This window comes from Microbacterium soli, assembly GCF_039539005.1.
In the GTDB taxonomy this organism is placed as follows: Bacteria; Actinomycetota; Actinomycetes; order Actinomycetales; family Microbacteriaceae; genus Microbacterium; species Microbacterium soli.
Window position 1 is genome coordinate 1,413,097 of the sequence record NZ_BAABCP010000001.1, and the last position, 24,076, is coordinate 1,437,172.

The following is a 24,076-nucleotide window of genomic DNA, read 5'->3' on the forward strand; positions in this document are numbered from 1 at the left end:
GGCGGCGGGCGTGTCAGCCCCGCAGCGCGGCCGTGACCGCGATCGTCCCCAGTGCGGTCACGGTGACCAGCACCCACAGCATCCCGCCGAGGGCCAGCGGGCGCCAACCGGCGCGCCGCAGGGCGGGGATGTCGGTGGACAGGCCGATGCCCGCCAGGGCCATGGTGATCAGGAACACGCTGGCCTGCACGAGCACGGCGCGCGGGGCATCCGGGATGATGCCCGTGGAGTTGATCAGCGCGACGATCACGAACCCGACGAGGAACCAGGGCACGAGCTTCGCGACGCGCCGTCCGGTGAGCCTCCGCCCGTCCGTGCTGCGGTGCGCCTCCATGACCGACAGGCCGACGCTGATCGGGATGATCATGAGGGTGCGCACGAGTTTGACGACCACGGCGTAGCCGAGGGCGGCGGTGCTGAACACGCTCGCCGCCGCGACCACCGAGCTGGTGTCGTTGACGGCGGTGCCGGCGAACAGGCCGAAGGTGTGCGGGTCCAGGCTCAGGGCGTGTCCGATGAGGGGGAAGACGACGACGGCGAGGATGTTGAACAGGAAGATCGTCGAGACGGCGTAGGCGATCTCCGCACTGGCCGCGCCGATCACGGGGGCGACGGCGGCGATCGCCGAGGCGCCGCAGATGCCCGTTCCCACGCCGATGAGCGTGGTCAGCCGGCGCTCGGTGCGCAGCATCCGGCCCAGCGCCCACGCTCCCAGCAGGCATACGGCGAGGGTGGTGAGCATGATGGGCAGCGAGTCGAGGCCGACCTGCGCGATCGATCCGACCGACAGCTGCACGCCCAGCAGCACGACCGCCAGTTGCAGCAGGAACTTGCCCGAGTAGGCGATGCCGGGCTGGATGCGGGCATCCGCTCGGTCGTGCCGGGCCATCACCCGCGGACGGATGACCGACAGCAACACGCCGAGGACGATCGCCGGCACGGCGGAGCCGAGCACGGGCACGAGCGCGCCGATGCCGGTGGACACCACGGCGATCGCGGCGGTGACCAGCACGCCGGGGAGCACGTCGGCGCCTCGCACGAGGAGTCGGGAGGGGAGGGTCCGGGTGGGGGAGAGCTGCACGGGTCAAGCCTGTCACGTCTCGGCGCGGACGCCGGCGGATAGGGTCGGAGCATGACGGATCTGCGGGTCGGTTTTCTCGGCGGCGGGCACATCAACGGGTCGCTCCGTCGGGCTGTGGAGGACTCACGGCCGTATCGGGTGGTCGGCACGTTCGGGCGGGATGCCGAGCTGCCGGACGCGGGGACCGTGGACGTGATCGTCGAGGCGGCCACACAGCAGGCCGTGCGCGAGCGCGTGCCCGCGCTGCTGGAGCGCGGCATCGACGTCATCCTGCTGTCGATCGGCGCGCTCGCGGACGCGGAGCTGCGGACGACGCTCGGCCGACGGATGCCGGGCCGCGGCCGGATCATCGCCTGCACGGGCGCGATCGGCGGGCTGGATCAGGTGCGCGCGCTGCGTGCGTCCGGCCCGTTGAGTGAGATCTCGCTGGAGAGCCGCAAGTCGCCGGCCGCGCTGATCCAGCCCTGGATGGCCGACTCCCTGCAGGCCGCGCTGCGCGCCGGCCAGACGGAGATCGTGTTGGCGGAGGGGCCGGCCGGAGACGTGGCGCAGCGCTTCCCGGCATCCGCCAACGTCGTGGCGGCGCTGGCGCTCGCCGCGGACGCCTGGGACATCGCGACCGCCCGGGTGGTCGCCGACCCCGGGGCGGTGCGCACTCGCCACGAGGTTCGCGCGGCGGGTGCACTGGGCGAGGTGCGCGCGGTCGTCACCAATGCGCCGTCCTCCGAGCGGCCCCGCTCCAGCGCCGTCGTCGCCTGGGCCGCTCTGCGGGCTCTCGACGACTGGGCGCGGCTGCGCGGGTTCCCGGACGCCGGTGGGCTGACGTTCCTCTGAACGGGGGTGCACCGGCTCAGAGCCCGGCGAACCCTCGTACGAGCATGTGGACGACGTCGTTCAGATGCTCGAGGTCGGCAGCGATCCTCGCCTCGATGTGAGGGAGCCGTCGGTGCGGCCTGCGCACTTCATCGACGAGACCCTCGATCAGGGTGAGGACGCGGCGACCTCCTCGCCGTGCCCGGTGAGGGCGTGTCAGGCAGGGGATCGCTCTTCTGCCTGAGGTCCCCGCACCCCAAGGCGCCGCGGTGGAGGGTGCTCTCAACCGCTGGTGAGGAAGCCGCGCAGCAGGGCGTCGGACCCCTCCACGTGTTCCAGCATGGCCTGCGCGGCGACATCGGGGTAGCCGGCCAGGATCGCGTGCACGATCGCAGAGTGCTGGTCGTTGGAGTTGGTGAGGTTCGGCGCCAGGAGCGGGAGGGCGCCCAGCGCCTGGTTGACCCGGGTGCGCAGGTCTGCCATCAGCCGGACCAGGTCGGATGAGCCGGTCAGCTCGGCGATGGTCAGGTGCAGCTTCGAATCGAGTCGGCGGTAATCCGCCGCATTCGCCGTCATCGACTCGTCGAGCACCGCCTGCAGCGTGGCGCGCTCGGCGGCGGTGAGGTCACGCCCGGCGGTGACGCGTGCCGCGCCCACATCCAGGACACGGCGGAGCACGGAGATGTTCTCGAGCTCCTCCTCGTCGAGTTCGCGTCGCCGGCCGACCGCCACGTCGCGTTCAGGCAGCGCATCCGCCACGAACGTGCCGCCGTAGCGCCCCCGCTTCGACACGACGTAGCCGTGCTCGACGAGTGTTGACAGGGCCTCTCGGACGGTGTTGCGACCGACCTTGAGCAGTTCGGCGAGGTCGCGTTCGCTCGGGAGGCGCTCGGCGGGCGCGATGATGCCGAGACGAATGGCCTGCAACAGGCGCTCGACCGTCTCCTCGTACGTGTTGGTCGGCCGCCTCCCGCGGTGCAGGAACGCGGTCGCAGCTGCCGACGCGTCCATCTTCCCCTTCACATCATCGATTTCCCGGCGATCATTACGACTTTAGCCCGCTGCCTCCGCCGGAGGACGGCGGGCGACGCCGCGGCTCACTCTGTCGAGATGAAGACGTTCTTCGTCTCCGTGAAATTCAGCGGTGCGTCCGGACCGAGCTCTCGTCCGAGACCGGACTGCTTGAACCCGCCGAACGGGGTCGAGTGGCGTACGGAGGAATGCGAGTTCACCGACAGCGCGCCGCTCTGCACTTCCTGAGCCACGCGAAGCGCCCTGCCGAGGTTCTCCGTCCAGATCGAGCCGCTCAGACCGTATATCGAGTCGTTGGCCAGTCGCACCGCGTCGGCCTCGTCATCGAAGGGGAGCACGGCGACGACGGGCCCGAAGATCTCCTCCGTGGCGATCCGGTCCTCGCGCGACGGCGTCACCACGGTGGGGGCGAACCACGCCCCGGGGCCGTCGGGGCGCGACCCCCGGAAGGCCACCGGGGTGCTGTCGTCGAAGAAGGATGCGACGCGGTCGCGGTGCGCGAGGGTGACCAAGGGGCCCACCTCGGTGCGCTCGTCGAGCGGATCGCCGACCACCACACTCGCCACGGCTTTCTCGAAGTGCTCCATGAAGCGCTCGTAGACGCTGCGCTGCACGAGCAGGCGGCTACGGGCGCAGCAGTCCTGTCCCGCGTTGTCGAACACGGAGTACGGGGCGGTGGCGGCCGCTCGCTCGATGTCGGCGTCCTCGAAGACGATATTGGCGGACTTGCCGCCCAGCTCCAGCGTGACCGGCTTGACCTGCTCCGCGGCGCCGGCCATGATGCGCCTGCCGACCTCGGTGGAACCAGTGAACACGATCTTGCCGACGTCCGGGTGCGTCACGAATCGCTCGCCGACGACCGAGCCGCGTCCCACCAGCACCTGGAGGAGCCCCTCCGGCAGTCCGGCATCGAGCGCGAGCCGCTGCAGTCGGATGCTCGTCAGGGGCGTCCACTCCGCCGGCTTGAGCACGACGGCGTTGCCCGCGGCCAGTGCAGGAGCGAAGCCCCACGAGGCGATCGTCATCGGGAAGTTCCACGGTGTGATGACCCCGATCACGCCGTAGGGCTGGTGGAAGGTCACGTCCACCCCGCCGGTGACGGGGATCTGCTGGCCGATGAGCCTCTCCGGCGATCCGGCGTAGTATTCGAGCACATCGCGGACTTGCGCAGCCTCGCCGCGCGACTGGGTGATGGGGTGGCCCGAGTTCTTCGTCTCCAGTCGCGCCAGGGTCTCGATGTCGGCATCGACCGCTTCCGCGAAACGGCGCAGGAGTCGGGCGCGGTCCTGCGGTGAGACGCGCGCCCAGGCCCGCTGCGCGGTGACAGCGCGTGCGATCGCCGCATCCGTCTGCTCGGGTCCGAGATGCTCGACCGTCTCGACGACCGTCTCATCGGCGGGGTTGATGATCGTATAGCTCACGACTGCTCCCTTGCGTTCGTCTCCGCTGGTGCCCTCCGCACGGAGGGAGATTCAAATATACGCTGACATAACCATTACAAGAGACAGGAGCTTCGATCATCTCCAGATTTTCCCAGTAGCGCTGATTTTAAAGTTCCACTAACATGACCATTACGTTCGTCCAGACGGACGGATCGGTCTTCTACTCAGAGTTGAGCGCGAGGGCGGGGAATGACGATTCGGCTCGATCGTGATGCAGAGCGGTATCTGCTGGGGCGTCGCGAGCACAGCGCCATGAGCAGTGCAGTGCTCGACGCGGCCGCGCTGAGGGCGGAGGAACGGAACCTGCGCCATCGCTACGGTCACGGCCCGAGGATGTGGAGCGAGTCGTCGCAGCCCGCCTCCGGCGACGTGCCACGACATCACATCCTCGACCCCGTGGAGAGCGCCGTCGGCGAGTTGATCTACATCCACGGCGGCGGCTGGGTGATGGGAGAGCCCGAGGACTACCTCGCGGTCTGCCGCGCGCTCGCCCACGCCAGCGGATGGCGGGTGGTCGTCCCGGACTACCGCAAGGCGCCGGAGCATCCCTTCCCCGCCGGTCTGGACGATGCGCGCGCCGTCGTCGGACACCGGCTGAGCATCCGAAGCTCCGACGCCGAGCCGATCCCGTTCGGCGTGGGCGGGGATTCGGCCGGCGGCTGCATTGCCGCGGTTCTGGCCGGGGAGCACTCCGCGGCTGTGTCGGTGCAGGTGCTCATCACCCCCGTGCTGGACAGCGACCTCGACACCCCCAGTTACCTCGACCCGCAGCGCCAGCTCACGCTCACCCGGGAGGTCATGGCCTGGTTCTGGGATCAGTACCGGCCCGGCGGCGACCGGACGGATGCACGGCTGGCCCCGCTGCGCTCGACCCGCCTGGCGGACCTGCCGCCGACCGTGTTCGTGTCGGTGGGCACCGACGTGCTGAAGTCCGAGGGAGACGCGTATCTTCAGCGGCTCCGGTCAGCCGGCGTCGACGTGCGCCACCGCGACTTCCCCGGCCAGCTGCACGGATTCTTCCAGCTCCACAATGTCATGGCGGCCTCGGCGGAGGCGGTCGACTGGATCGCCGGCGAACTGCGCAGGGTGTCGTCTCCGGGGCGCACCGCCCTCGTCGAAACAGGAGGACATCAGTGACCGCACGAGAGCATGTGACGGATGCCATCGTCGTCGGAGCCGGTTTCGCCGGCCTCTATCAGCTGATCCGGCTGCGCGATCTCGGTCTGGACACGGTGGTGCTCGAGCGTGCGCCGCAGGTCGGCGGCACCTGGTACTGGAACAGGTATCCGGGCGCCCGGTGCGACATCACCTCGCTGGACTACTCGTACTCCTTCGATGCGGAACTGCAGCAGGAGTGGGAGTGGAGCGAGAAGTTCGCCACCCAACCGGAGATCCTCCGCTATGCCGAGCACGTCGCCGACCGGTTCGACCTGAATCGCGACATCCGGTTCGGCCGGGCGGTGACCGCGGCGCGATGGGAAGAGCAGACGCAGACCTGGACGGTGACCGTCATGCCCGCGGACAGGTGGGGTGCGCCGCAGGACCACTCCGCCGGTGAACTCTACCGCGCGAAATACCTCATCCTCGCCGTCGGGAACCTCTCGGCCGCTCACCTCCCGGACATCGCCGGGATCGCGGACTTCGCCGGGCGCAGCTTCCACAGCGCACAGTGGCCCGAGGACGGCGTCGACTTCACCGGTCGGAGGGTGGGGATCATCGGCACGGGCTCGACGGGCATCCAGATCATCCCGCTGGTCGCCGAACAGGCCGGGCACCTCACAGTGTTCCACCGGACGCCGAACTTCAGCCTCCCCGCAGGCAACCGTCCCCTGCACCCCGAGGAGGTGCGGGAGCGCAAGGCCGACTACCCCGCCTACCGCGAGCGCGCACGGCATTCCTTCACCGGCGTGCCCGTCCCCGTGCCGACGCGGAGCGTCTTCGAGGTGACGGCGCAAGAGCGCGAGCGCGTGTTCGAGGAGGCTTGGGAGTCCGGCGTGTACGGCGCCCTGCTCGCCTCGTTCACCGACCTGTCCACCGACGCGGATGCCAACGAGCTGGCTGCGGAGTTCATCCGGCGCAAGGTGCGATCCCTCGTGGAGGACCCCGAGCTGGCCGCGGTGCTCGAACCGCGCGGCAACTACTTCGGGACCAAGCGGACCTGTCTCGACACCGGTTACTACCAGACCTTCAACCGGCCCGACACCACCCTCGTCGATCTCCGGCAGGAGCCGCTCGTGCGAATCACCCGCACCGGGGTGGCCACGGAGGGGCGCCACGTCGAGCTGGACGACCTGATCTTCGCCACCGGCTTCGACGCCATGACCGGCTCGCTGCTCGCGATCGATCCGGTGGGCAGAGGAGGGCTCGCGCTCAGTGAGGCATGGCGTGAGGGCCCGTACACGTTCCTCGGGCTCGCCGCGCATGACTTCCCGAACATGTTCTTCATCACCGGCCCCGGGAGCCCGTCCGTGCTCAGCAACATGATCGTCTCGATCGAGCAGCACGTCGACTGGGTCACAGGCTTCATCGAGCGCGCGGAGCGGGACGGCGCCCCTGCCATGCATCCGACAGAGCAGGCTCAGCGGGAGTGGATGCAGACCGTCCACGACGAGGCCGCCAAGACGCTGTACCTGCATGGGAACTCCTGGTACCTCGGCGCGAACGTCCCCGGCAAACCGCGGGTGTTCATGCCATACGTCGGCGGTGTCGGGCAGTACCGCGACATCGCCGAGCGGGAGGAGGCGGACGGCTACCCGAACTGGGAGCGCGTCGCCTGACCCACCCCCGACCTCAGTCAACGACGACGAAAGGGAACGACCGATCATGACCGAGAAGATGGACAGTACGGTCTCCGCGCAGCCCCAGGCTGCGAAGGAGGCATCCGACAGAGGTACGCTGCAGAAGGACTCGCTGAGCTGGGGTCACGTCGCACTGCTCTCCCTCGCGGGGTGCGGCCCGGCTGCGGTGATTGCGCTGAACCTGCAGTTCATGGGCCAGTTCGCGGGACTCGCGCTGGTCTTCGCGTTCGTCCTGGTCTGGCCCGCGATCCTGCTGTTCATGAACTCGCTCGCCGAGTTCTCCCGCCGGATCACCAGCGCCGGCGGCCTGTATGCCTACAACCTGCGTACCTGGGGGCCGAAGTTCGGCTTCGTGTACGGGTGGACCTTCATGGGCGCGTACATGGTGCTCGCCGCGGCCGGTTTCGCCGTGTTCGGCGGGTGGCTGGCTGAATGGCTGCTCAGCCAGTTCGGCCTCGACATCCCCTGGTGGCTGATCACGCTCGTCGCGCTCGCCGCGGTCACCGTGTTGTCGATGCTCGGGATCACCGAGAGCATGCGCACCTCCCTGGTGCTCATCGGCGTCTCGGTGGCCGTGATCCTCGCTCTCGCGCTGTGGATCGTCGTCACCGGCGGCGACAGCCAGGGCGGCGGATTCAGTGGCGAGCCGCTGATCCCCGGCGGTGCGGGCACCCTGGGCTGGGCCGGCATCGGACTTGCGATGACGTACGGCGTCCTCTCCCACGCGGGCATCGAGGAGGGCACCACGCTGTCCGAGGAGGTGCGCAAGCCGAAGAAGAACGTCGGCAAGGGGCTGTGGGTGGTCGCGACCATCCTGCCCGCCTTCTACATCCTCGTCAGCTATGCGATGGTGCACGGATACGGCATCGCCCGCATCGACGAGTTCGGTCAGGATCCCGCCCCGCTGCAGACCATTGCGCTGCACTACTGGGGCGAAGTGGGCCTGGGCATCGTCGTGGTGGCCGCGATCATCAGCATCCTGGGCTTCAGTCAGGCCGGCTACCTGGCCGGGACGCGCGTGATGTTCACCCTCGGCCGCGACCACGTCCTGCCGCGCTGGATCGGCCTGAGCTCCGAGCGCCGCACGCCCGCCAACGCGTCCATCGCGATGGGTGTGGTCTGCCTGATCCTCGGCATCCCGCTCGGGCTGATCGTCGGCCCCTTCGACGTCTGGGGGTACTTCGGGTTCCTGGTCGGCATCTTCTTCCTGGTGTCGTACATCGTCACCAACATCGCGATCGTCGTGTACTCGCGGCGGGAGGGCTTCTTCACCGTGTTCCGGCACGGCGTGCTCCCCATCCTGGCGGCGCTGATCTTCGCGTACCCGCTGTACAGCTCGCTGTGGCCGATCCCGCCCGGCGAGTACGCCGTCCTGCCCTGGGTGTACGCCGCCTGGGTGCTGATCGGCGTGGTGCTGCTCGTGATCACCGCGAAGCGCCGTCCGCAGGTGCTGGAGCGCATGATGGAGGAGGAGACGAAGTGGTGACGGGCTCCCCCGAGTCAATGCTGCCGGCGCAGGCGACCGAGAGCCTCGAGACCCTCGCGGCATGGTGCGAGCAGGAGGGCATCGAGACGGTCGTCCCCGGCACGGCCGACACCAACGGCGCGTGGATCGGCAAGCGCGTGCCGCTGGGCGACTTCCTGCGCATGGCGCGTGGGCACGGCATCCCATACTGCGACGTGCTGTTCGCGATCACCCGGGACGGCATGGAGAACGTCTACGCACCGGAGGGGGTCTCCACGTACTTCCCGACGCATCGCAACGGATACCCGGACATCTTCTTCCGGCCCGACGTCTCCAGCGCCCGCCTGCTGAGCTGGCACGAGCGCACGGTCGCCGTGAACGGCATCTACCACCTGCCGGACGGGTCGGAGGTGCCGATCACGCCGAGGCGCGTGCTGACGAAGGTGCGGGAGCGGCTGCGTGGGCTGGGATACGAGCCGTACGCGGCGACGGAGTTCGAGTTCTACGTCAGCGACGGAACGCCGGAGGAGCTGCGCGCCTCCGACTGGCGGCTGCGGCCGCTGTCCACGCGTGCGTACACCTACCAGGTGTTCCGCTCCTCACTGGATCAGGAGTTCCTCTCGCGCTGGCAGAAGCACCTGCAGAACGCGGGGATCGCCGTCGAGGCGCTCAACCCGGAGACCGGTCCCGGCCAGTACGAGCTGAACGCCCGGTATACGGATGCGCTGCGCTGCGCCGACGACTCCTTCCTGTACAAGAACGGAATCAAGGAGATGGCCGCCATGGAGGGGCGCACCGCCTCGTTCATGGCCATCCCGCGTTCGGACTGGGCGGGCTCGTCCTGTCACATCCACCAGTCGATCCGGTCGGCGGACACCGGCGAGCCGGTGATGATGGCGCAGGGCGGGCCGGGTGGGCATCCCGAGCTGTCCGAAGTCGGCAGGCACTACGTGGCCGGGGTGCTGGCGACGCTGCGGGACTTCGCAGCGATCTACTGGCCCACCGTCAACTCCTATCGGCGGGCGAAGCCGTACTCGTGGGCGGCCACCACGGTCAGCTGGGGCGTGGACAACCGCTCGACGGCGTTGCGGGTGGTCGGCGAGGACGCCGGCTCCCTCCGGCTGGAGAACAGGATGCCGGGGGCGGACGTGAATCCGTATCTCGCGATCGCGGCCACCCTGGCCGGCGGGGCGTACGGCATCGAGCGCAGGCTGGAGCCGCCGGCGCCCTACCAGGGGGATGCCTACGCCGACCCGTCGCTGGAGCCGCTGCCGAAGTCGCTGGACGAGGCGGTGGACATCCTCGAGCGCAGCGATCTCGTTCGTGAGCTCCTGGGCGAGGACTTCATCGTCCATTACGTGACGACGCTGCGCACGGAGCTGGCCCAATGGCACGCGCACGTCTCCGACTGGGAGGTGGGTCTGTACTTTGAGTCAGCATGATGCGATGCCCGCGGGTGTCGGCGATCCGGGCGAGCCGTCTGCGGCGCCGCGTCCTTTGATCGGGATCTGCGCGGCGTACGAACGTGCCTCGTGGAGCTTCTGGGACATGGAGGCGGCGCTGGTCGCGAGCACCTACCTGGAGCACCTCGCCCACGGTGAGGCGGTTCCACTCGCATTCATCCCCTCGGAACAGACGATCGCGGAGGCGGACGACCTCGTCGGTCGCATCGATGGGCTGCTCCTGCTCGGGGGGGCGGATGTCGATCCTGCGCACTACGGGGCGGAGCCGGAGCCCGAGCTCGAGGCGACGGTGCCGCTGCGCGACCGCAGCGAGATCGCCCTGGTGCAGGCGGCCGTGCGCCGGCAGATCCCGGTGCTGGGGATCTGCCGGGGGCTGCACGTGATGAACGTCGCCACCGGCGGGACTCTGCATCAGCACATCGGCGAGCACGCCGACAGCACGCACCGCAAGGCGCCGGGACACCTGGACGAGACGACCGCGCACGAGGTGGAAGTCATGGCGGGGTCGCGGCTGGGTGCGGCGATCGGCGCGGGTGTGCAGGAGGTCAACAGCCACCATCACCAGGCCGTGGATCGGCTGGGTGACGGGGCTCGGGTGACGGCGATCAGCCCGGGCGACGGACTGGCCGAGGCCGTGGAGTGGGACAGCCCGGTGTTCACACTGGGCGTGCAGTGGCATCCCGAGGCGGCACAGCTGGGCGGGATCATCCACCAGTTCATCGAGGAATGCCGCACGGCGCGGGCGGCGTGCCCGGCCGCGGCGGCACAGCACTGAGACGACGGAAGTCTGAGAGGAACATCATGGGGAAGCTTGACGGGAAGGTCGCGGTCATCACCGGGGCCAGCGGCTCGATCGGCCGGGCCAGCTGCGAGGTCTTCGCGCGCGAGGGGGCGACGGTGGTCGGCGTCGACCTCCGGGAGGGCGATGCGCCGTGCGACCACTTCTTCACGTGCGATCTCACCAACGAGGCCGACGTGCAACGGCTGTACGAGGACGTCGCCGCGCGCACCGGTCGCATCGACATCCTGTTCAACAACGCCGGCATCGCCATCCCGGAGGACCAGTCGGTGCTGACCACCGACCTGGCCGCCTGGCAGAAGGTCATCGACGTCAACCTCACCAGCGTGTTCCTGTGCTGCAAGTACGGGATCCCGCAGCTGCTGCGCAGCGGCGGCGGCAGCGTCGTGAACACGGCCTCGCTGGTGGCCTCGGTGGGCTCGGCCGCGTCGCAGATCGCGTACACCGCGTCGAAGGGCGGCGTGCTGGCGATGTCGCGCGAGCTGGGCGTCGAGTTCGCGAAGAAGGGCATCCGGGTCAACGCCATCAGCCCCGGACCGGTCGACACCCCTCTGCTGGCCGGACTGTTCGACCAGTCCGAGAAGGCCCGTCGGCTCGTGCACGTGCCGCGAGGTCACTTCGGCGCGCCGGAGGAGATCGCCGAGGCCGCGGCATTCCTCGCCTCCGATGCCGCGTCATACATCAACGCCACCGACTTCAAGGTGGACGGCGGCATCCACGCCGCCTACGTCACGGCACTGGACGAGGACTGACGCGCCCGCGACGCGGGTTCTCGACGGGTCCGGGCGTCCGGGTGCGGACATGTCCGATGATCGCGTCACAGCGGGCATCCTCTTCTCCGCGACCGGTGCGGAGCATCCGCTCCGATCACGCCGTCCGCTGCTCCCGTCCCGGCGGAGCCGCCATCCGGTGATGGCGAACCGGCGGGCACCGGGGGCGCCGTGTCCCCGTAGGAGCGGATTGCGTCGCCGACTCGACGACATCGCTGTCCCGCCGCTGAAACGACGGCCGTCGCCTGCTCAGAGCCCGGCGAACCCCCGTACGAGCATGTGGGCGACGTCGTTCAGATGCTCGAGGGTCAGTGCCCGAGCGCGCTCGGGATCGTGCTCCGTGAGGGCGCCGAGGATTGCTCGGTGCGCATCGATCTCCTGCTGCGAAGTGATCCGCGTCTCGATGTGGGGGAGCAGGTGGTGCAGTCTGCGCACCTCGTCCACGAGACCCTCGAGCATGGCATGGACGCGGCGACTTCCGGAGATCTCCGCCAGTGCGAGGTGGAACTCGCGGGCGGCGAGGAGCGCGACGTCGAGTGCCGTGGCCGTGCTGTGGTCATCGAGGAGTCGCGTGAGGGATGCGATCTGCGCGCCCGTCGCTGAGCGCGCGGCCTCCTCGGCGAGGGTCGGTTCGATCATCCGGCGGATTGCGAAGATGTCGCGGACATCGCGGAGTTCGACGGGTCTGATGAGGTAGCCCTTGCGGGGCAGCACGACGACCCATCCGGAGTGGGCGAGGAGTCGGAGTGCTTCACGGACCGGTGTCTTGGAGACCCCGAACTCCTCGGCGAGGTCGGCTTCGTAGATGACGTCACCAGGTCGTCGTTCGACTCTGAGGATCTGATCGCGCAACCTGTCATACACATCATCGGTCAACGACATGCGGCAACTCTCCTGGGTGTCTTGTGGATCCGTCAAGCCGATCGAGCCGTGAGCGGGGCTTCGGATTCAGATATATCACTATAACACTTGAGAAGTGCGGTATAGATATGACACTCTGTGAGCACGTCGAAGATGACTGAGGGAAGGGCACGTGCCGTGATCGCTCCGCAGAGGCCGACAGCAGTGGTGTCGCTGGTCGTGCAGCGCCTCGCGCTCGTGATCCTCGTGGTCGGGGCGTGGGAGATGATCGCGCGTTGGCTGGATGCACGCTCGATACCGTCGGTCGCGCCCGTGTTCGACGCGTCGCTGCACACCGTCGGCACCGATCGGTTCTGGAGTGCTCTCGGAGGCACGATGCAGTCCTGGGCGATCGGGATGCTGATCGCTTCGGGGGTGGGGGTGGCTCTGGGGCTGATGATCGGCGCGAGCCCGCTGCTGACCCGTGTCACGGGCGGCATGATCGACTTCCTGCGGACAGTCCCGGCCATCATGCTGGTCCCGCTGGTGGTCCTCGTCCTCGGCGCCACGGCGGAGATGAAGATCCTGCTGATCGCGCTCTCGGCCCTGTGGCCCATCCTGGTGCAGTCCACGTACGCCATCGGCCACGTGGATCCGGTCTCGCGCGATACCGCGACCGTGTTCCGCCTGGGCAGAGTGCAGCGGATCCTCCGGCTGTACCTGCCCAGCGCTCTCCCGCTGATCGCGACGGGCATCCGGGTCGCCGCGACGGTGGCGCTTCTGATCTCCGTCGGCGCCGAGATCATCACCAGCGCACCGGGGATAGGCCACGAGATCCTGCTGAGCCAGGCGAACGGGAGCCCTGCCCGCGCGTTCGTCTACGTGCTGCTGAGCGGTGCCCTCGGCGTGGCGATCAACCTGACGTTCCTGTTCGTCGAGCGGCGGGTCATCTTCTGGCACGGCATCCAGCAGCGGAAGGCCGCCTCATGAAGCTCAGGACCGTGGTCGCGCTCGAACTGGCCCTGCCCCTTGCGGTGGTGGCCGTGTGGTGGATCGTGTCCGATGACAGCTCTTCACCGTACTTCCCGCCGCTGCGCGAGATCCTCACCGCATTCGTCGACACCTGGATGCGGGGTCGGAACCTCGATGTGCTGGGGATGACACTGCTGACCTTCGGCGTCGGGTACGCCATCGCGATCGCTCTGGGGATCACGGCAGGCGTGCTGCTGGCGGCGAGCCGCGCAGCCGCCGACTTCATCGCACCGCTGTTGGAGTTCCTGCGGGCGCTTCCCGCCATCGCGCTCGTCCCGGCGTTCATCTCCGCCCTGGGCACGGACATGAGGATGCGGGTGAGCATCGTCGTCTTCGCGTCGGTGTGGCCGGTGCTGCTGAACACCATCGACGGCGTCCGCGGGCTGGATCCCGTGATCAGGGACGGCGTACAGGTCTTCCGCGTGCCGCGTCTCCAGGATCTGCTGTTCGTCACACTGCCCGGTGCGTCGCCGCAGATCTTCGCAGGGCTCCGCGTCGGGCTCGCGCTGTCGCTGATCGCCGTGATCGTCACCGAGATGGTCGCCTCCGCGGAGGGCGTCGGGGCGTTCGCGCGGGCCGCGCAATTCAGCTTCGACATTCCCGGAATGTGGACGGCGATCATCCTGATGGGAGTCGTCGGATTCGCGCTCAACAAATCGTTCGCACTCATCGAGAAGAGGATTCTGAGATGGCACTACCGGATGCGCGCGGTGGCGTCGTGACCCTGGCACGCTCCGTGGAGGTCCACGAGGCGGCGAGCAGCATGGTCCGCTGCGTCGGGCTTCACCATGTCTTCGGAGCCGGGGCGACGGAGCGGGTCGTCCTCCACTCGGTGGACATCGACATCGCCGCCGGCGAGTACGTCTCGATCGTCGGGCCCTCCGGGTCCGGCAAGACGACCATGCTGCGTTGCCTCGCCGGACTGCTCGCACCCAGCGCGGGTGAAGTCCGCATCGGCGGCCGGGTCGTGGCGGGCAGCACACCCGAGAACCTCGCGGTCGTCTTCCAGGACTACAGCAGGTCGCTGCTGCCCTGGCTGTCCATCACGTCCAACGTCACTCTGCCGCTGCGGGGCAAGGGCGTTCCGAAGGAGGAGCGTCTGCGCCGTGCCCAGGAGGCGCTGACGGCCGTCGGGCTCGCGAGGAGTCATCGACAGTACCCGTGGCAGCTGTCGGGCGGGATGCAGCAGCGGGTCGCGATCGCACGGGCACTGGCGTACCGCCCGCAGGTTCTGCTGATGGACGAGCCCTTCGCGTCTGTGGATGCACAGACCCGCGCCGACCTCGAGGATCTGGTGCTCTCGCTGCGGAAGCAGTACGACATGACCGTCGTCAGCGTCACCCATGACATCGACGAGGCGATCTACATGTCCGACCGCGTGATCGTGCTGGGCGGATCCCCGGCCACGATCATGCGGGCCATCGACGTCGAACTGGGTGCCGACCGCGATCAGATCACCACGAAGGCCGATCCCCGGTTCGCCGAACTGCGCGGTCAGGTGCTTCGGGAAGTCCGGCACTGACCACCTCCCGCTCCGGCGCCGCACCCACCACACCCGAAGGAGAACATGATGTTCAACAGACGAATCCGCGCCACCACGGCGCTGCTGGCGATGCTGCCGCTCGCGGTCCTGGCTGCGGCGTGCAGTGCAGAGGAGACCGTCCCCGAGAATGACGCCGCGGGCGGGCCGACTCCGCTCACCGTCGCGGTCAGCCCCGGCGCCGAGACCTCTGCCCCGATGTATCTCGCGATCGAGCGCGGGGTCTTCGAGGATCTCGGCCTCGACCTGACCCTCACCGTTCTCAACGACGGATCGATCGCGATCCCCAACACGCTGAATGGGCAGACGCAGTTCAGCATGTCCGGATTCGGCCCCGCCGCGCAGGCGATCGAGAAGGGCCTCGCGATCAAGATGATCGGCGCGGCGAACGTGATCCCCACCGATCCCGACAGCGTCTACCAGGCCATCGTCGTCGGCAAGGACAGCGGGATCGATTCGATGGCGGACGTGTCGACCTGGGCGGCCGACTCCACCGAGGTCGATCCGTCGCAGGCTTTCGCGGTCGATGCGCTGGGCGGCGACTACGCCGCTCTCCAGAAGGTGGCCGTGCCGTTCCCCTCGATCGGCGACGCCGTGGCCGACGGCACCGTCGATGCCGCGCTGCTCAACGAGCCGTTCCTCACCGCTGCGCTGGAGACCGGCAAGGTCGACGTCCTCTCCTACATCGCCGGCGAGCTGACCATACCGGGTGCCCCGGGCGCGGTGTTCATCGGATCCGACGAGTACATGGCCGCGAACCCGGACGTGACGGCGGCCTTCATCGACGGCGTGGAGGAAGCGTACCGGTACGCCAGTGAGAACATGCAGGAGGTCGCGGACTTCATCCCCGAGACCGGGCTGAGCGAGCGCATCCCGAAGGTCGAGGAGATGAGCGAATACCAGGTCGGCCCGTTGCAGGCATCCGCCGTCCAGCCGCTGCTCGACGTGTACGCCGACTACGGCGCCATCTCCGGCACGGTGTCTGCCGAAGAGATGATCCACCGCTCCTGAGGCGCATTCCCGCCGGGCGATGTCCGGTTCCTTCGACGAGTGATTGGAGCAATGACATGACATCTCGGAACTCCCGCCGCGTCATCGACGCCTTCGGACCGGCTGATGCCGATCTGCCGTGGAGCGAGGCGATCCTCGCCGGCGATTGGCTGTTCGCGGGTGCGCAACTGGCATCCGACGGCATCCACGGGCTGGATCCGGCCGCACGACCCGACGCTCGCTCACCGTGGACCCAGAGCCCGCTGGGGCTGGAATCCGCGCTCGTGCTCGAGCGGGTCCTCCGCATCCTCAGCGCCGCGGGCGGGGACGCCAGGCAGGATCTGCTGCGCGTCTGGCAGTGGATCCGTGCGCGCTACCCCGATGACGACCTCTATCGGGGCTTCGATCAGGGGTGGCCGTCGCTCCCGGACGGTTCACCGTACGCCCGGAACTTCGCCCGCACCATCGGCGACCGACTGCGTGCATCGACCGGGATCGGGGTGCGTCAGCTCCCTGTTCCGGACGCCATGCTCTCGGTCGACTTCCTCGCCGTGCCCGGTCGGGGGCGCACCAAGGAGGAGATCGCTCTTCCGCCTGAGGTCCCCGCACCCAAGGCCGGGTACGCACCCGCCGTCCGCTACGGCGACTGGGTGTTCCTCTCCGGATTCGGCGCGACGGACTTCGTCGGCGATTGGATGTCCGACCGGCACATGGGGGAGCCGTCGATGCTCGCGCCGGAGGCACGGGTCAACCCGTACATCTGGCTGGGATCTCCCATCGAGGCGCAGACCCGCTACACCCTGGAGAAGCTCGCGCTGATCGCCGAGGCGGCCGGTTCGTCGCTGGATCGCTGCGTGAAGGCCGATGTCACGCTGAGCCATCCCGCCGACTATCCGGCGCTGGATGCCGTGTGGAGGGAGTTCTTCCCGCAGAACCCGCCGGCGCGCAATGTCGTCACGGGAACTCAACTGGTCATCAAGGGCGTCCGGGTGGAGATCGCCCTCGTCCTGCTGGCCGATGACTCCGAGTCGACGCTGGAGTGCGTCCAGGTCGAGGGACCGTCAGCGGCGCTCGGCCATGCCAGTGAAGCGGTGCGAGCCGGCGACCTGCTCTTCACCAGCACCCTGCTGCCCATCGACGAGCACGGTGTCGTCCCGCAGGACATCCGCGCGTCGCGGTCGGCGCCGTATCACCGCGACACGGCGGCGCAGCAGACGGATGCGATCATCGGCCGTCTCTCCGCCCTGTGCGACGCCGCCGGGACCGATCTGAGCCAGGTGTGCCGGGTGCAGACGGTGCTGTCGGATCTGACTCATCTGCCGGCCATGTCCCGATCCTGGCGGGACGCCTTCCCGACGGAGCCGCCGACGCTCAGCGCGGTCGGTACGGGCGGCCCGGATCCGCTCCTGCTGCCCGGGGCCGTCGTGCAGTGGGACGCGATCGCGTACGCCCCGCAGGGAGCTCATCGCTGATCGGATGACGGTCACCGGCGGCGCGAGAGCATAGAGAAGGAGCGACATGTCGCAAGAGGGCATCCGACGGGCGCGAGGCGAGCTGCTGCAGGACCCCGGACCCGATGGACTGATCACGCGGGGGTTCCTGCGCGGTCTCGGCATCGGCGGTGAGACTGTGCGGCGACGGCCGGTGATCGGGATCGCCAACACGTGGAGCGAACTCAATCCGTGCAATGCCGGACTGCGCGATCTGGCCGAGCATGTGAAGCGCGGCGTCACGGCGAGCGGTGGACTGGCGTTGGAGTTCCCGACCATTTCCCTGGCCGAGGCGTTCACCAGGCCGTCGAGCATGTACCTGCGCAACCTGCTCGCCATGGACACGGAGGAGATGATCCGCGCCACGCCGATCGACGGTGTCGTCCTGCTGGGGGGCTGCGACAAGACCATTCCCGCTCAGCTGATGGGGGCGTTGAGCGCAGGGAAGCCCGCGCTGGTGCTCGCCGCCGGTCCACGGCCGCTGTCCCGCTGGCGGGGCGAGGACATGACGGTGGAGCGGCTGTGGCCGCTCATCGACGAGAGACGCTCGGGCGCTCTCGACGATGAGGGCTGGGCAACGCTCGAGGCATGCCTGAGCTGCGGTGTCGGCACCTGCAATGTCATGGGAACCGCGGTCACGATGGCGGTGATCGCCGAGGTGCTGGGAATGGCGCTGCCCGGCAGTGCGCTCCTGCCCGCGGCATCGGCTCAACGCGGCGCCATGGCGGAGCGGACCGGGCGGGCGATCGTCGCGCGCACCCGCGCGGACATCGCCCCGGAACAGGTCGTCACCCCGTCCGCTGTCGAGAACGCGTTCCGCGCCGTATGCGCGGTGGGCGGATCGACCAACACACTGCTGCATCTGCAGGCGATCGCCGGCCGCCTCGACATCCGCCTCGGCGACGATCGGCTGCGCGACATCAGCGCGTCCACTCCGCTTCTCGCCGACGTGCTCCCCTCAGGGAGACGGTTCCTGCATGAGTTCGAGGCCGATGGCGGGGTTCCTGCGCTGATGCACGAACTGCGGGACCTCGCCGACCTGGATGCGCTCGCCGGCGACGACCGTCCCTGGCGGGAGGCGACCGCCCTGCCTCCTGCCGACGCACGATGCCTGCACAGCGTCGCCGACCCGGCGGGCCCCTCGAACTCCCTGTCCATCCTGGCCGGGAACCTCGCGCCCGCCGGCGCGATCCTCAAGCGCTCCGCTGCTGACCCCGCGCTGTGCCATCACATCGGGCGCGCCGTGGTGTTCGACGGTGTGGAGGATCTGAATTCCCGCATCGACGATCCCGATCTGGATGTGGATGCCGATTCCGTGCTGGTGCTTCGCGGCGTCGGCCCGATCGGCGGGCCCGGTATGCCGGAGGTCGGCCACCTCCCCATCCCCGCGAAGCTGCTCCGCGAAGGCGTGACCGACATGGTGCGCATCTCGGATGCGAGGATGAGCGGCACCGCGTCCGGTGCCGTGGTCCTCCACATCGCCCCGGAGGCGGCCGTGGGCGGCCCGCTCGCCCTCGTCGAGCAGGGCGATCTCATCGAACTGGATGCGGACCACGGCAGCTTGACCCTGCTGGTGGCGGAGGCCGAGCTCGAGCGTCGGGCCGACGCGCTGCGGCTGCCCGAGCCCGACCTCCGTGGGTACGATCGTCTCTACCGAGACCATGTCCAGCAGGCCGACGTCGGCTGCGACTTCGACTTTCTCGCGGGGCGACGATGAGTGCGCAGGTGGGCTTCATCGGACTGGGCGCCATGGGGGCGCCCATGGCCGAGCGTCTGCTCGACCGTGGGCGGTCCCTCATCGTGCACAACCGCACGCGAACGCGTGCCGCCGGGTTCGACGGCGCCGGCGTGGTCGTGGCCGACAGCCCGGCGGAGGTCGCGTCGAGCGGGGCGACCGTGCTCAGCTGCCTCCGAGACACCGGCGCGGTGGAGGCGGTCTATCTGGGAGACCGGGGTGTGCTCCGCGCGGTGTCGGCGGGGCAGGTGCTCGTCGAGCTCGGAACCTTCTCGCCGGACCTCGCGCGGCGGATCGCGCAGGATGCCGCCGACGCGGGAGCCGCTTTCCTCGCCGCACCCGTCAGCGGCGGACCGCCGCGCGCCAGGGCGGGGACTCTGGTGATGATGGCGGGCGGGGACGCCGGTGCCTTCCAGCGTGTTCGACAGGTGCTCGAAGATCTCGGTCAGACCGTCGAGCACGTCGGCGATGCGGGAGCGGGTCTTGAACTGAAGCTGGTCAATCAGCTGCTCACCGGCACTCATATGGCGGTCGCCGCCGAGGCGGTCGCCGCGCTGAACGCCCTCGACATCGACCTCGGCCTGGCCGAGCGGCTGCTCGACCAGGGGTGGGGTCAGAGCGCGATGCTCGCCCGCGCACTCGCCGTCGCCCGGCAGGAGGCGCCCGAAGCGCGGGGCACGGGGGTCACCGTCGTCGGAATGTCGGAGGTGCTGGAACTCGTCGCCAGGCTGCTGCGGGCCTGCGGCGTCTCCGCAGAGGTGTTCGACGCAGGTCGGCGAGCCCTGCTCGATGCCGGTCGTCTCGGATACGGGGATCATGACCCCGCAGGGTTGTTTCACGTCAAGGAAGTGCACAGATGAGTACGTATGAGAAGCCGCACGTCGCCGTGATCGGGGCGGGCCCGGTCGGACTCGCAGCGGGCCTGCTGCTGAGCCGGTTCGGCATTCGCGCCACCATCCTGGAGAAGGAGACGCGGATGAGCGGGCACCCCAAGGCCCGTGGAGTCCGTCCGCGCACCATGGAGCTGTTCGCGCGCTGGGGGCTGGCGGACGCGATCATCCGGCAGGGGCTGCCGCCCGAGGCGAATCGCTTCATCTATTGCGACTCGCTCGTCGGGGAGGAGGTCGGACGCAGCCCGGCTTCCGAGGAGTCGGACGATCCGGTCAGTCCGATGGGGATCTGCCGCATCGCGCAGGACACGATCGAGCGCATGCTGCGCGACCATGTGGAGAACCTCGACGGGGTGGATCTGCTGCTGGGAGCCGAGGCGGTCGCGATCGAGCAGGATCCGGAGTCCGTGACCGTCACCACCGCCGACGGCAGGGAGATCACCGCGGACTTCCTGATCGCCGCCGACGGCGCGCACAGCGCGACCCGCAGCCGGCTCGGCATCGACATGGAAGGTGACGCACTGCTGGGGTACGGCCAGAGCATCTACTGGCGCGGCGACCTGTCGCAGTGGGTCGAGGGGCGGCTCTGCATCCAGTTCATCACAGGGAATCGAACGGGCAGGCCCGCGAGCATCGCGCCGGTGGACGGCGTGGATCGATGGGTCACGATGCTGATGAGACCCGGTGCCCACGCGCGACCGGAACCGCCCACGCGACGGGAGGCGCTCGACGCGATCCGTGCGGCTGTGGGTGCGGACATCGACCCGGAGATCATCGACATCGCGACCTGGCGTCTCAGTGCTCAGGTGGCGAGGAGATGGCGGGTGGGCCGGGTTTTCCTGGCGGGGGATGCCGCGCACTCCTTCCCTCCCACCGGGGGGTTCGGGATGAACACCGGTGTGCAGGACGTCGACAACCTGATCTGGAAGATGGCCGAGGTGCTGGGCGGCCGTGCCGGCGACTCCCTCCTCGACACCTACGAGCAGGAACGAGCCGACATCGCGCGGAGCAATGCGGCCTGGAGCGTCAGGAACGGTGATCGGATCCGCGACATCGGCAGGGCGATCGCCGCCGGGGACGGGGCGGAGCTCGAGCGTCTGCTCGAGGAGCAGCGGAGCCATGTCGATGCCGCGGATCAGGATCTCGGATACGGCTATCCGGCGGGGGCGCTCGCGGGCGAGGACGGCCCCGATGTCGACGCGCTGCGGGTTGCGCGGCGTGGTCACCGTTTCCCCGAGGCGCCTGTGATCGTGGATGACGAGCTGCACTCGAGTGTGCTGACCCTCTCGGATGAATTCACCCTGATGACCGCGGACCCGCAGTTCTGGCAGCGCTCGGGGCGGACGGACTCTCTGCGCGTTCTCGAATCCGCAGGGGGCCTCCCGGACGGATCCCCGGGTGCTCTCGTCCGCCCGGACGGCATCGTCGCATGGGTGGCGCGCCCTGGAGACGGGCCCGCGGAGCTCGTGGCGGCACGCGCGCAGGTCCTGCGACCATGAGCTCGAGGTTTCCGATCAGCGCGAACCTCTCGATGCTGTACGCGAGCATGGACCGTGACGAGCGTCCGGGAGCGGCCGCAGCCGACGGGTACCGCTTCGTCGAGTCATGGTGGCCGTTCCGCGGCCCGGCGGCCGAGCCCGCGGAACTGGAGTCGTTCTGCAGCGGGCTGGACCGGGCGGGCGTGCGATTGGTCGCTCTCAACCTCGACGCCGGTGACGTCGCCCACGGCGACCGCGGCCTGCTGTCGATCCCCACCCACCACGAGCGGGTGGTCGCGAATCTCGACTCGGTCGCAGAGATCCTCGCGCGCACCGGATGCCGGACGGTCAACGCCCTGTACGGCAACCGTGCACCGGCCTTCGACCCCGAGCAGCAGGATCGGTTGGCGCTGGAGCAGATCGTGGCCGTCGCCGATCGGTTGGGTGAGAACGGTGCGACCGTGGTGGTCGAGACGCTCAACAGCGTGGACAGCCCGGCCTTCCCCCTCACGGACATCGGAGACTCGGCCGCGTTCGTCCGACGCGCCAATGAGCTCGGCCGGTACCGGAACGTCCGTCTGCTGCTGGACACGTATCATCTTGCGGCCATGGGGGTGGATCCGTCCCACGCGGTCCGCGAGTACGGTGCCCTCATCGGTCACGTGCAGTTCGCCGATTTCCCCGGTCGTGGTCGACCGGGGACGGGTCGGGTGGACTTCGCCGCCGTCGAGACGCAGCTCACGGCCATCGCGTATCGCGGGTACATCGCGTTCGAGTTCGACCCGGCAGTGACGTCGGAACAAGGAGAAGAGGGATTCGCATGAAGATCGTCAGCTATGGAGCCAAGCGCGCGGAACGGCCGGGCGTGTTCGAGCCGGGTCGTGGGATCGCCCCGCTGGATCCGCTCCTGCGATCCATGGGGATGTGCGCGTTGGACACCAACCAGGTACTCGGAATGCTGGACCTGCTTCAACCCCTCATCGAGGGTGCGCTGGACGGGCCGGGGGTCGAGTGGATCGCGGAAGGAGCCGTGCGGCTGGGCCCGCCGGTCCCCGCTCCGGAGAAGGTGCTCGTCGCCGGGGGCAACTACCAGTCGCACGTGGACGAGGCGATGGGACGCAAGAACGCGCCGTCTCCGTCCGAGCCCATCATCATCCTGAAGCCCTCGAACACCGTCATCGGTCCGCATGACGACCTGATCGTTCCGAGGCAGACGGAGCAGTTCGACTACGAGACGGAGATCGGTGTGGTGGTCGGTCGCGGAGGCCGGTACATAGGCGTCGAGGATGCTTATGAGCACGTGGCGGGCTACCTCATCGCCAACGACGTCACGGCGCGCGACCTGGCCTTCAAGGATGTGCACATCTCGCCGGTGTTCTCGCAGATGACCCGTGCCAAGGGCATTCCGACCGGGGCGCCGCTGGGGCCCTGGCTGGCCACCAAGGATGAGATCCCCGACCCGCATCGACTGGAACTGCGCTGTTGGATCAACGGCGAGCTTCGCCAGGCGGGCAGGAGCGACGAGATGATCGTCGACATCCCGCACCTCATCGCGGACTTCAGCAAGATCATCGAACTCTCACCGGGCGACGTGATCATGACGGGCACCACCACCGGCTGCGGGGCGTTCCAGGATCCGCCGAGCTTCCTGACCGGAGGCGATGTCGTGAAGATGGAGATCACGGGTCTCGGCACCATGCAGACGCCCGTCGTGGACGAGGTCGTCTGATCGGGGCATCCTCTGAACGCCACGGGCGCCTCGCCCCGAGTCGGCTCAGCGGCCTCCGCCGAGGAGGATGCCCGAGATCAGCGCCTGCACGAGCTCTGAAGCCTGGTACCTCCTGTCGGTCTCGGCTCCGATGCAGAGGTTGCCGACTGCCCGGAGCACGCTGTAGGCGTCGATCTCGAGCACGGTCGCGCTCGCCGCGCGCGCGGCGTCCAGGAGACCGCCGCAGACCGGCACGAGCCGATCGACGAAGTATGCATGCAGGGCGTCGGATTCCGCGGTGTGCCCTCGCAGGGCGCCGGCCAGCCCGTGCTTGGTGACGAGGAAGTCCACGAACATCGCGATCCATGCGCGCAGTGCGGCCTCCGGAGAGGCGCTCTCCGCCAGCAGCCGGGGCGCTGCGTCGGCGCAGGCCTCGACCTGATGCCGGTACACCGCGACGACCAGTTCGGGGCGGGTCGGGAAGTGCCGGTAGATCGTGCCCACACCGACCCCGGCCCTCTCCGCGATCACCCGCACCGGGGCGTCCACGCCCGAGACCGCGAACACCGCCGCCGCCGCATCCAGCAGTGCGCGCCGGCTTCGACGGGGCCTCCCCACGGATGCCGGCTGCTTCGCCGAAGGTGCTTCGGCCTGCGTGCGCACCGTCTCGTCCGGCTCGTCCGTCTTGTCCTCGGGCACGCGCCCCTCCT

At 69.0% G+C, this 24,076-nt stretch carries 22 protein-coding genes; 17 read left to right on the forward strand and 5 right to left on the reverse strand.

The features are described from left to right. Positions 1–13: 13 nt before the first annotated feature. On the reverse strand, positions 14–1,081 hold the full coding sequence (locus tag ABD770_RS06630) for a YeiH family protein (protein WP_344818733.1): 1,068 nt from the start codon (positions 1,079–1,081) through the stop codon (positions 14–16). A gap of 51 nt (positions 1,082–1,132) precedes the next feature. Here ABD770_RS06630 and ABD770_RS06635 point away from each other — a divergent pair, with 51 nt between their 5' ends. Then, a complete protein-coding gene (locus ABD770_RS06635) occupies positions 1,133–1,915 on the forward strand; it encodes an aspartate dehydrogenase domain-containing protein (RefSeq protein WP_344818734.1) in 783 nt (260 codons plus the stop codon). A gap of 261 nt (positions 1,916–2,176) precedes the next feature. Here the strand turns inward: ABD770_RS06635 and ABD770_RS06640 are convergent, their stop codons facing one another. Further along, positions 2,177–2,905, reverse strand: coding sequence for a FadR/GntR family transcriptional regulator (locus tag ABD770_RS06640; RefSeq protein ID WP_344818735.1), 729 nt, complete (start codon positions 2,903–2,905; stop codon positions 2,177–2,179). Positions 2,906–2,991: 86 nt separating this feature from the next. Continuing rightward, positions 2,992–4,347, reverse strand: coding sequence for an aldehyde dehydrogenase family protein (locus tag ABD770_RS06645; RefSeq protein ID WP_344818737.1), 1,356 nt, complete (start codon positions 4,345–4,347; stop codon positions 2,992–2,994). Positions 4,348–4,557: 210 nt separating this feature from the next. On the opposite strand from ABD770_RS06645, the gene ABD770_RS06650 reads away from it, so the two are divergent. From ABD770_RS06650 to ABD770_RS06675, 6 genes are read left to right on the forward strand one after another with little or no spacing between them, the layout of a single operon-like run. Next, complete coding sequence (locus ABD770_RS06650; protein ID WP_344818738.1) at positions 4,558–5,505, forward strand: alpha/beta hydrolase; 948 nt, start codon at positions 4,558–4,560, stop codon at positions 5,503–5,505. After that, complete coding sequence (locus ABD770_RS06655) at positions 5,502–7,145, forward strand: flavin-containing monooxygenase (protein ID WP_344818739.1); 1,644 nt, start codon at positions 5,502–5,504, stop codon at positions 7,143–7,145. The genes ABD770_RS06650 and ABD770_RS06655 overlap by 4 nt, the downstream gene beginning before the upstream one ends. A 46-nt stretch (positions 7,146–7,191) precedes the next feature. Then, positions 7,192–8,652, forward strand: coding sequence for an APC family permease (locus tag ABD770_RS06660; RefSeq protein ID WP_344818740.1), 1,461 nt, complete (start codon positions 7,192–7,194; stop codon positions 8,650–8,652). Then, the gene (locus ABD770_RS06665; protein ID WP_344818741.1) at positions 8,649–10,073 is read left to right on the forward strand and encodes a glutamine synthetase family protein; all 1,425 of its coding nucleotides are present in this window, start codon (positions 8,649–8,651) and stop codon (positions 10,071–10,073) included. Before ABD770_RS06660 ends, ABD770_RS06665 begins: the two co-directional genes overlap by 4 nt. A 4-nt stretch (positions 10,074–10,077) precedes the next feature. Continuing rightward, positions 10,078–10,869 carry a gamma-glutamyl-gamma-aminobutyrate hydrolase family protein gene (locus ABD770_RS06670; protein WP_344818742.1) on the forward strand — a complete coding sequence of 264 codons (792 nt, stop codon included), beginning with the start codon at positions 10,078–10,080 and terminating at the stop codon, positions 10,867–10,869. Positions 10,870–10,895: 26 nt separating this feature from the next. Next, entirely contained in the window at positions 10,896–11,645 is a 750-nt protein-coding gene (locus ABD770_RS06675) for an SDR family oxidoreductase (protein WP_425562742.1), read from the forward strand. 267 nt (positions 11,646–11,912) lie between these two features. Here ABD770_RS06675 and ABD770_RS06680 read toward each other — a convergent pair whose 3' ends face one another. Further along, positions 11,913–12,545, reverse strand: coding sequence for a GntR family transcriptional regulator (locus tag ABD770_RS06680; protein ID WP_344818744.1), 633 nt, complete (start codon positions 12,543–12,545; stop codon positions 11,913–11,915). A 132-nt stretch (positions 12,546–12,677) separates the two neighbouring features. Between ABD770_RS06680 and ABD770_RS06685 the strand changes: the two genes are divergently transcribed. From ABD770_RS06685 to ABD770_RS06730, 10 genes are read left to right on the forward strand one after another with little or no spacing between them, the layout of a single operon-like run. Then, a complete protein-coding gene (locus ABD770_RS06685) occupies positions 12,678–13,493 on the forward strand; it encodes an ABC transporter permease (protein ID WP_344818745.1) in 816 nt (271 codons plus the stop codon). Further along, entirely contained in the window at positions 13,490–14,257 is a 768-nt protein-coding gene (locus ABD770_RS06690; protein WP_344818746.1) for an ABC transporter permease, read from the forward strand. Before ABD770_RS06685 ends, ABD770_RS06690 begins: the two co-directional genes overlap by 4 nt. Next, positions 14,224–15,057: an ABC transporter ATP-binding protein gene (locus ABD770_RS06695; protein ID WP_344818748.1), complete on the forward strand. Its 834-nt coding sequence runs from the start codon at positions 14,224–14,226 to the stop codon at positions 15,055–15,057. Before ABD770_RS06690 ends, ABD770_RS06695 begins: the two co-directional genes overlap by 34 nt. A 48-nt stretch (positions 15,058–15,105) precedes the next feature. Beyond that, positions 15,106–16,086 carry an ABC transporter substrate-binding protein gene (locus ABD770_RS06700; protein WP_344818750.1) on the forward strand — a complete coding sequence of 327 codons (981 nt, stop codon included), beginning with the start codon at positions 15,106–15,108 and terminating at the stop codon, positions 16,084–16,086. A gap of 56 nt (positions 16,087–16,142) precedes the next feature. Next, the gene (locus tag ABD770_RS06705; protein WP_344818751.1) at positions 16,143–17,537 is read left to right on the forward strand and encodes a Rid family hydrolase; all 1,395 of its coding nucleotides are present in this window, start codon (positions 16,143–16,145) and stop codon (positions 17,535–17,537) included. 46 nt (positions 17,538–17,583) lie between these two features. Next, positions 17,584–19,272, forward strand: a complete 1,689-nt coding sequence (locus tag ABD770_RS06710) for a dihydroxy-acid dehydratase (protein WP_344818752.1) — start codon at positions 17,584–17,586, stop codon at positions 19,270–19,272. Next, positions 19,269–20,150, forward strand: a complete 882-nt coding sequence (locus ABD770_RS06715; RefSeq protein ID WP_344818754.1) for an NAD(P)-dependent oxidoreductase — start codon at positions 19,269–19,271, stop codon at positions 20,148–20,150. The genes ABD770_RS06710 and ABD770_RS06715 overlap by 4 nt, the downstream gene beginning before the upstream one ends. Further along, positions 20,147–21,679 carry an FAD-dependent monooxygenase gene (locus ABD770_RS06720; protein WP_344818755.1) on the forward strand — a complete coding sequence of 511 codons (1,533 nt, stop codon included), beginning with the start codon at positions 20,147–20,149 and terminating at the stop codon, positions 21,677–21,679. The genes ABD770_RS06715 and ABD770_RS06720 overlap by 4 nt, the downstream gene beginning before the upstream one ends. Continuing rightward, complete coding sequence (locus tag ABD770_RS06725) at positions 21,676–22,482, forward strand: hydroxypyruvate isomerase family protein (protein ID WP_344818757.1); 807 nt, start codon at positions 21,676–21,678, stop codon at positions 22,480–22,482. Before ABD770_RS06720 ends, ABD770_RS06725 begins: the two co-directional genes overlap by 4 nt. Continuing rightward, a complete protein-coding gene (locus tag ABD770_RS06730) occupies positions 22,479–23,387 on the forward strand; it encodes a fumarylacetoacetate hydrolase family protein (protein WP_344818758.1) in 909 nt (302 codons plus the stop codon). Before ABD770_RS06725 ends, ABD770_RS06730 begins: the two co-directional genes overlap by 4 nt. 45 nt (positions 23,388–23,432) lie before the next feature. On the opposite strand, the gene ABD770_RS06735 is transcribed toward ABD770_RS06730, so the two are convergent. Beyond that, the gene (locus tag ABD770_RS06735) at positions 23,433–24,065 is read right to left on the reverse strand and encodes a TetR/AcrR family transcriptional regulator (protein WP_344818759.1); all 633 of its coding nucleotides are present in this window, start codon (positions 24,063–24,065) and stop codon (positions 23,433–23,435) included. Between the last annotated feature and the right edge of the window lie 11 nt (positions 24,066–24,076).

Excerpts from the sequence above, each read along its gene's own strand:
- ABD770_RS06635 (WP_344818734.1), top strand. The coding sequence starts at position 1,133 with ATGACGGATCTGCGGGTCGGTTTTCTCGGCGGCGGGCACATCAACGGG.
- ABD770_RS06675 (WP_425562742.1), top strand. The coding sequence starts at position 10,896 with ATGGGGAAGCTTGACGGGAAGGTCGCGGTCATCACCGGGGCCAGCGGC.
- ABD770_RS06705 (WP_344818751.1), top strand. The coding sequence starts at position 16,143 with ATGACATCTCGGAACTCCCGCCGCGTCATCGACGCCTTCGGACCGGCT.
- ABD770_RS06720 (WP_344818755.1), top strand. The coding sequence starts at position 20,147 with ATGAGTACGTATGAGAAGCCGCACGTCGCCGTGATCGGGGCGGGCCCG.
- ABD770_RS06700 (WP_344818750.1), top strand. The coding sequence starts at position 15,106 with ATGTTCAACAGACGAATCCGCGCCACCACGGCGCTGCTGGCGATGCTG.
- ABD770_RS06670 (WP_344818742.1), top strand. The coding sequence starts at position 10,078 with ATGCCCGCGGGTGTCGGCGATCCGGGCGAGCCGTCTGCGGCGCCGCGT.
- ABD770_RS06695 (WP_344818748.1), top strand. The coding sequence starts at position 14,224 with ATGGCACTACCGGATGCGCGCGGTGGCGTCGTGACCCTGGCACGCTCC.
- ABD770_RS06710 (WP_344818752.1), top strand. The coding sequence starts at position 17,584 with ATGTCGCAAGAGGGCATCCGACGGGCGCGAGGCGAGCTGCTGCAGGAC.
- ABD770_RS06725 (WP_344818757.1), top strand. The coding sequence starts at position 21,676 with ATGAGCTCGAGGTTTCCGATCAGCGCGAACCTCTCGATGCTGTACGCG.
- ABD770_RS06650 (WP_344818738.1), top strand. The coding sequence starts at position 4,558 with ATGACGATTCGGCTCGATCGTGATGCAGAGCGGTATCTGCTGGGGCGT.
- ABD770_RS06660 (WP_344818740.1), top strand. The coding sequence starts at position 7,192 with ATGACCGAGAAGATGGACAGTACGGTCTCCGCGCAGCCCCAGGCTGCG.
- ABD770_RS06715 (WP_344818754.1), top strand. The coding sequence starts at position 19,269 with ATGAGTGCGCAGGTGGGCTTCATCGGACTGGGCGCCATGGGGGCGCCC.
- ABD770_RS06730 (WP_344818758.1), top strand. The coding sequence starts at position 22,479 with ATGAAGATCGTCAGCTATGGAGCCAAGCGCGCGGAACGGCCGGGCGTG.
- ABD770_RS06685 (WP_344818745.1), top strand. The coding sequence starts at position 12,678 with ATGACTGAGGGAAGGGCACGTGCCGTGATCGCTCCGCAGAGGCCGACA.
- ABD770_RS06690 (WP_344818746.1), top strand. The coding sequence starts at position 13,490 with ATGAAGCTCAGGACCGTGGTCGCGCTCGAACTGGCCCTGCCCCTTGCG.
- ABD770_RS06680 (WP_344818744.1), bottom strand. The coding sequence starts at position 12,545 with ATGTCGTTGACCGATGATGTGTATGACAGGTTGCGCGATCAGATCCTC.
- ABD770_RS06640 (WP_344818735.1), bottom strand. The coding sequence starts at position 2,905 with ATGGACGCGTCGGCAGCTGCGACCGCGTTCCTGCACCGCGGGAGGCGG.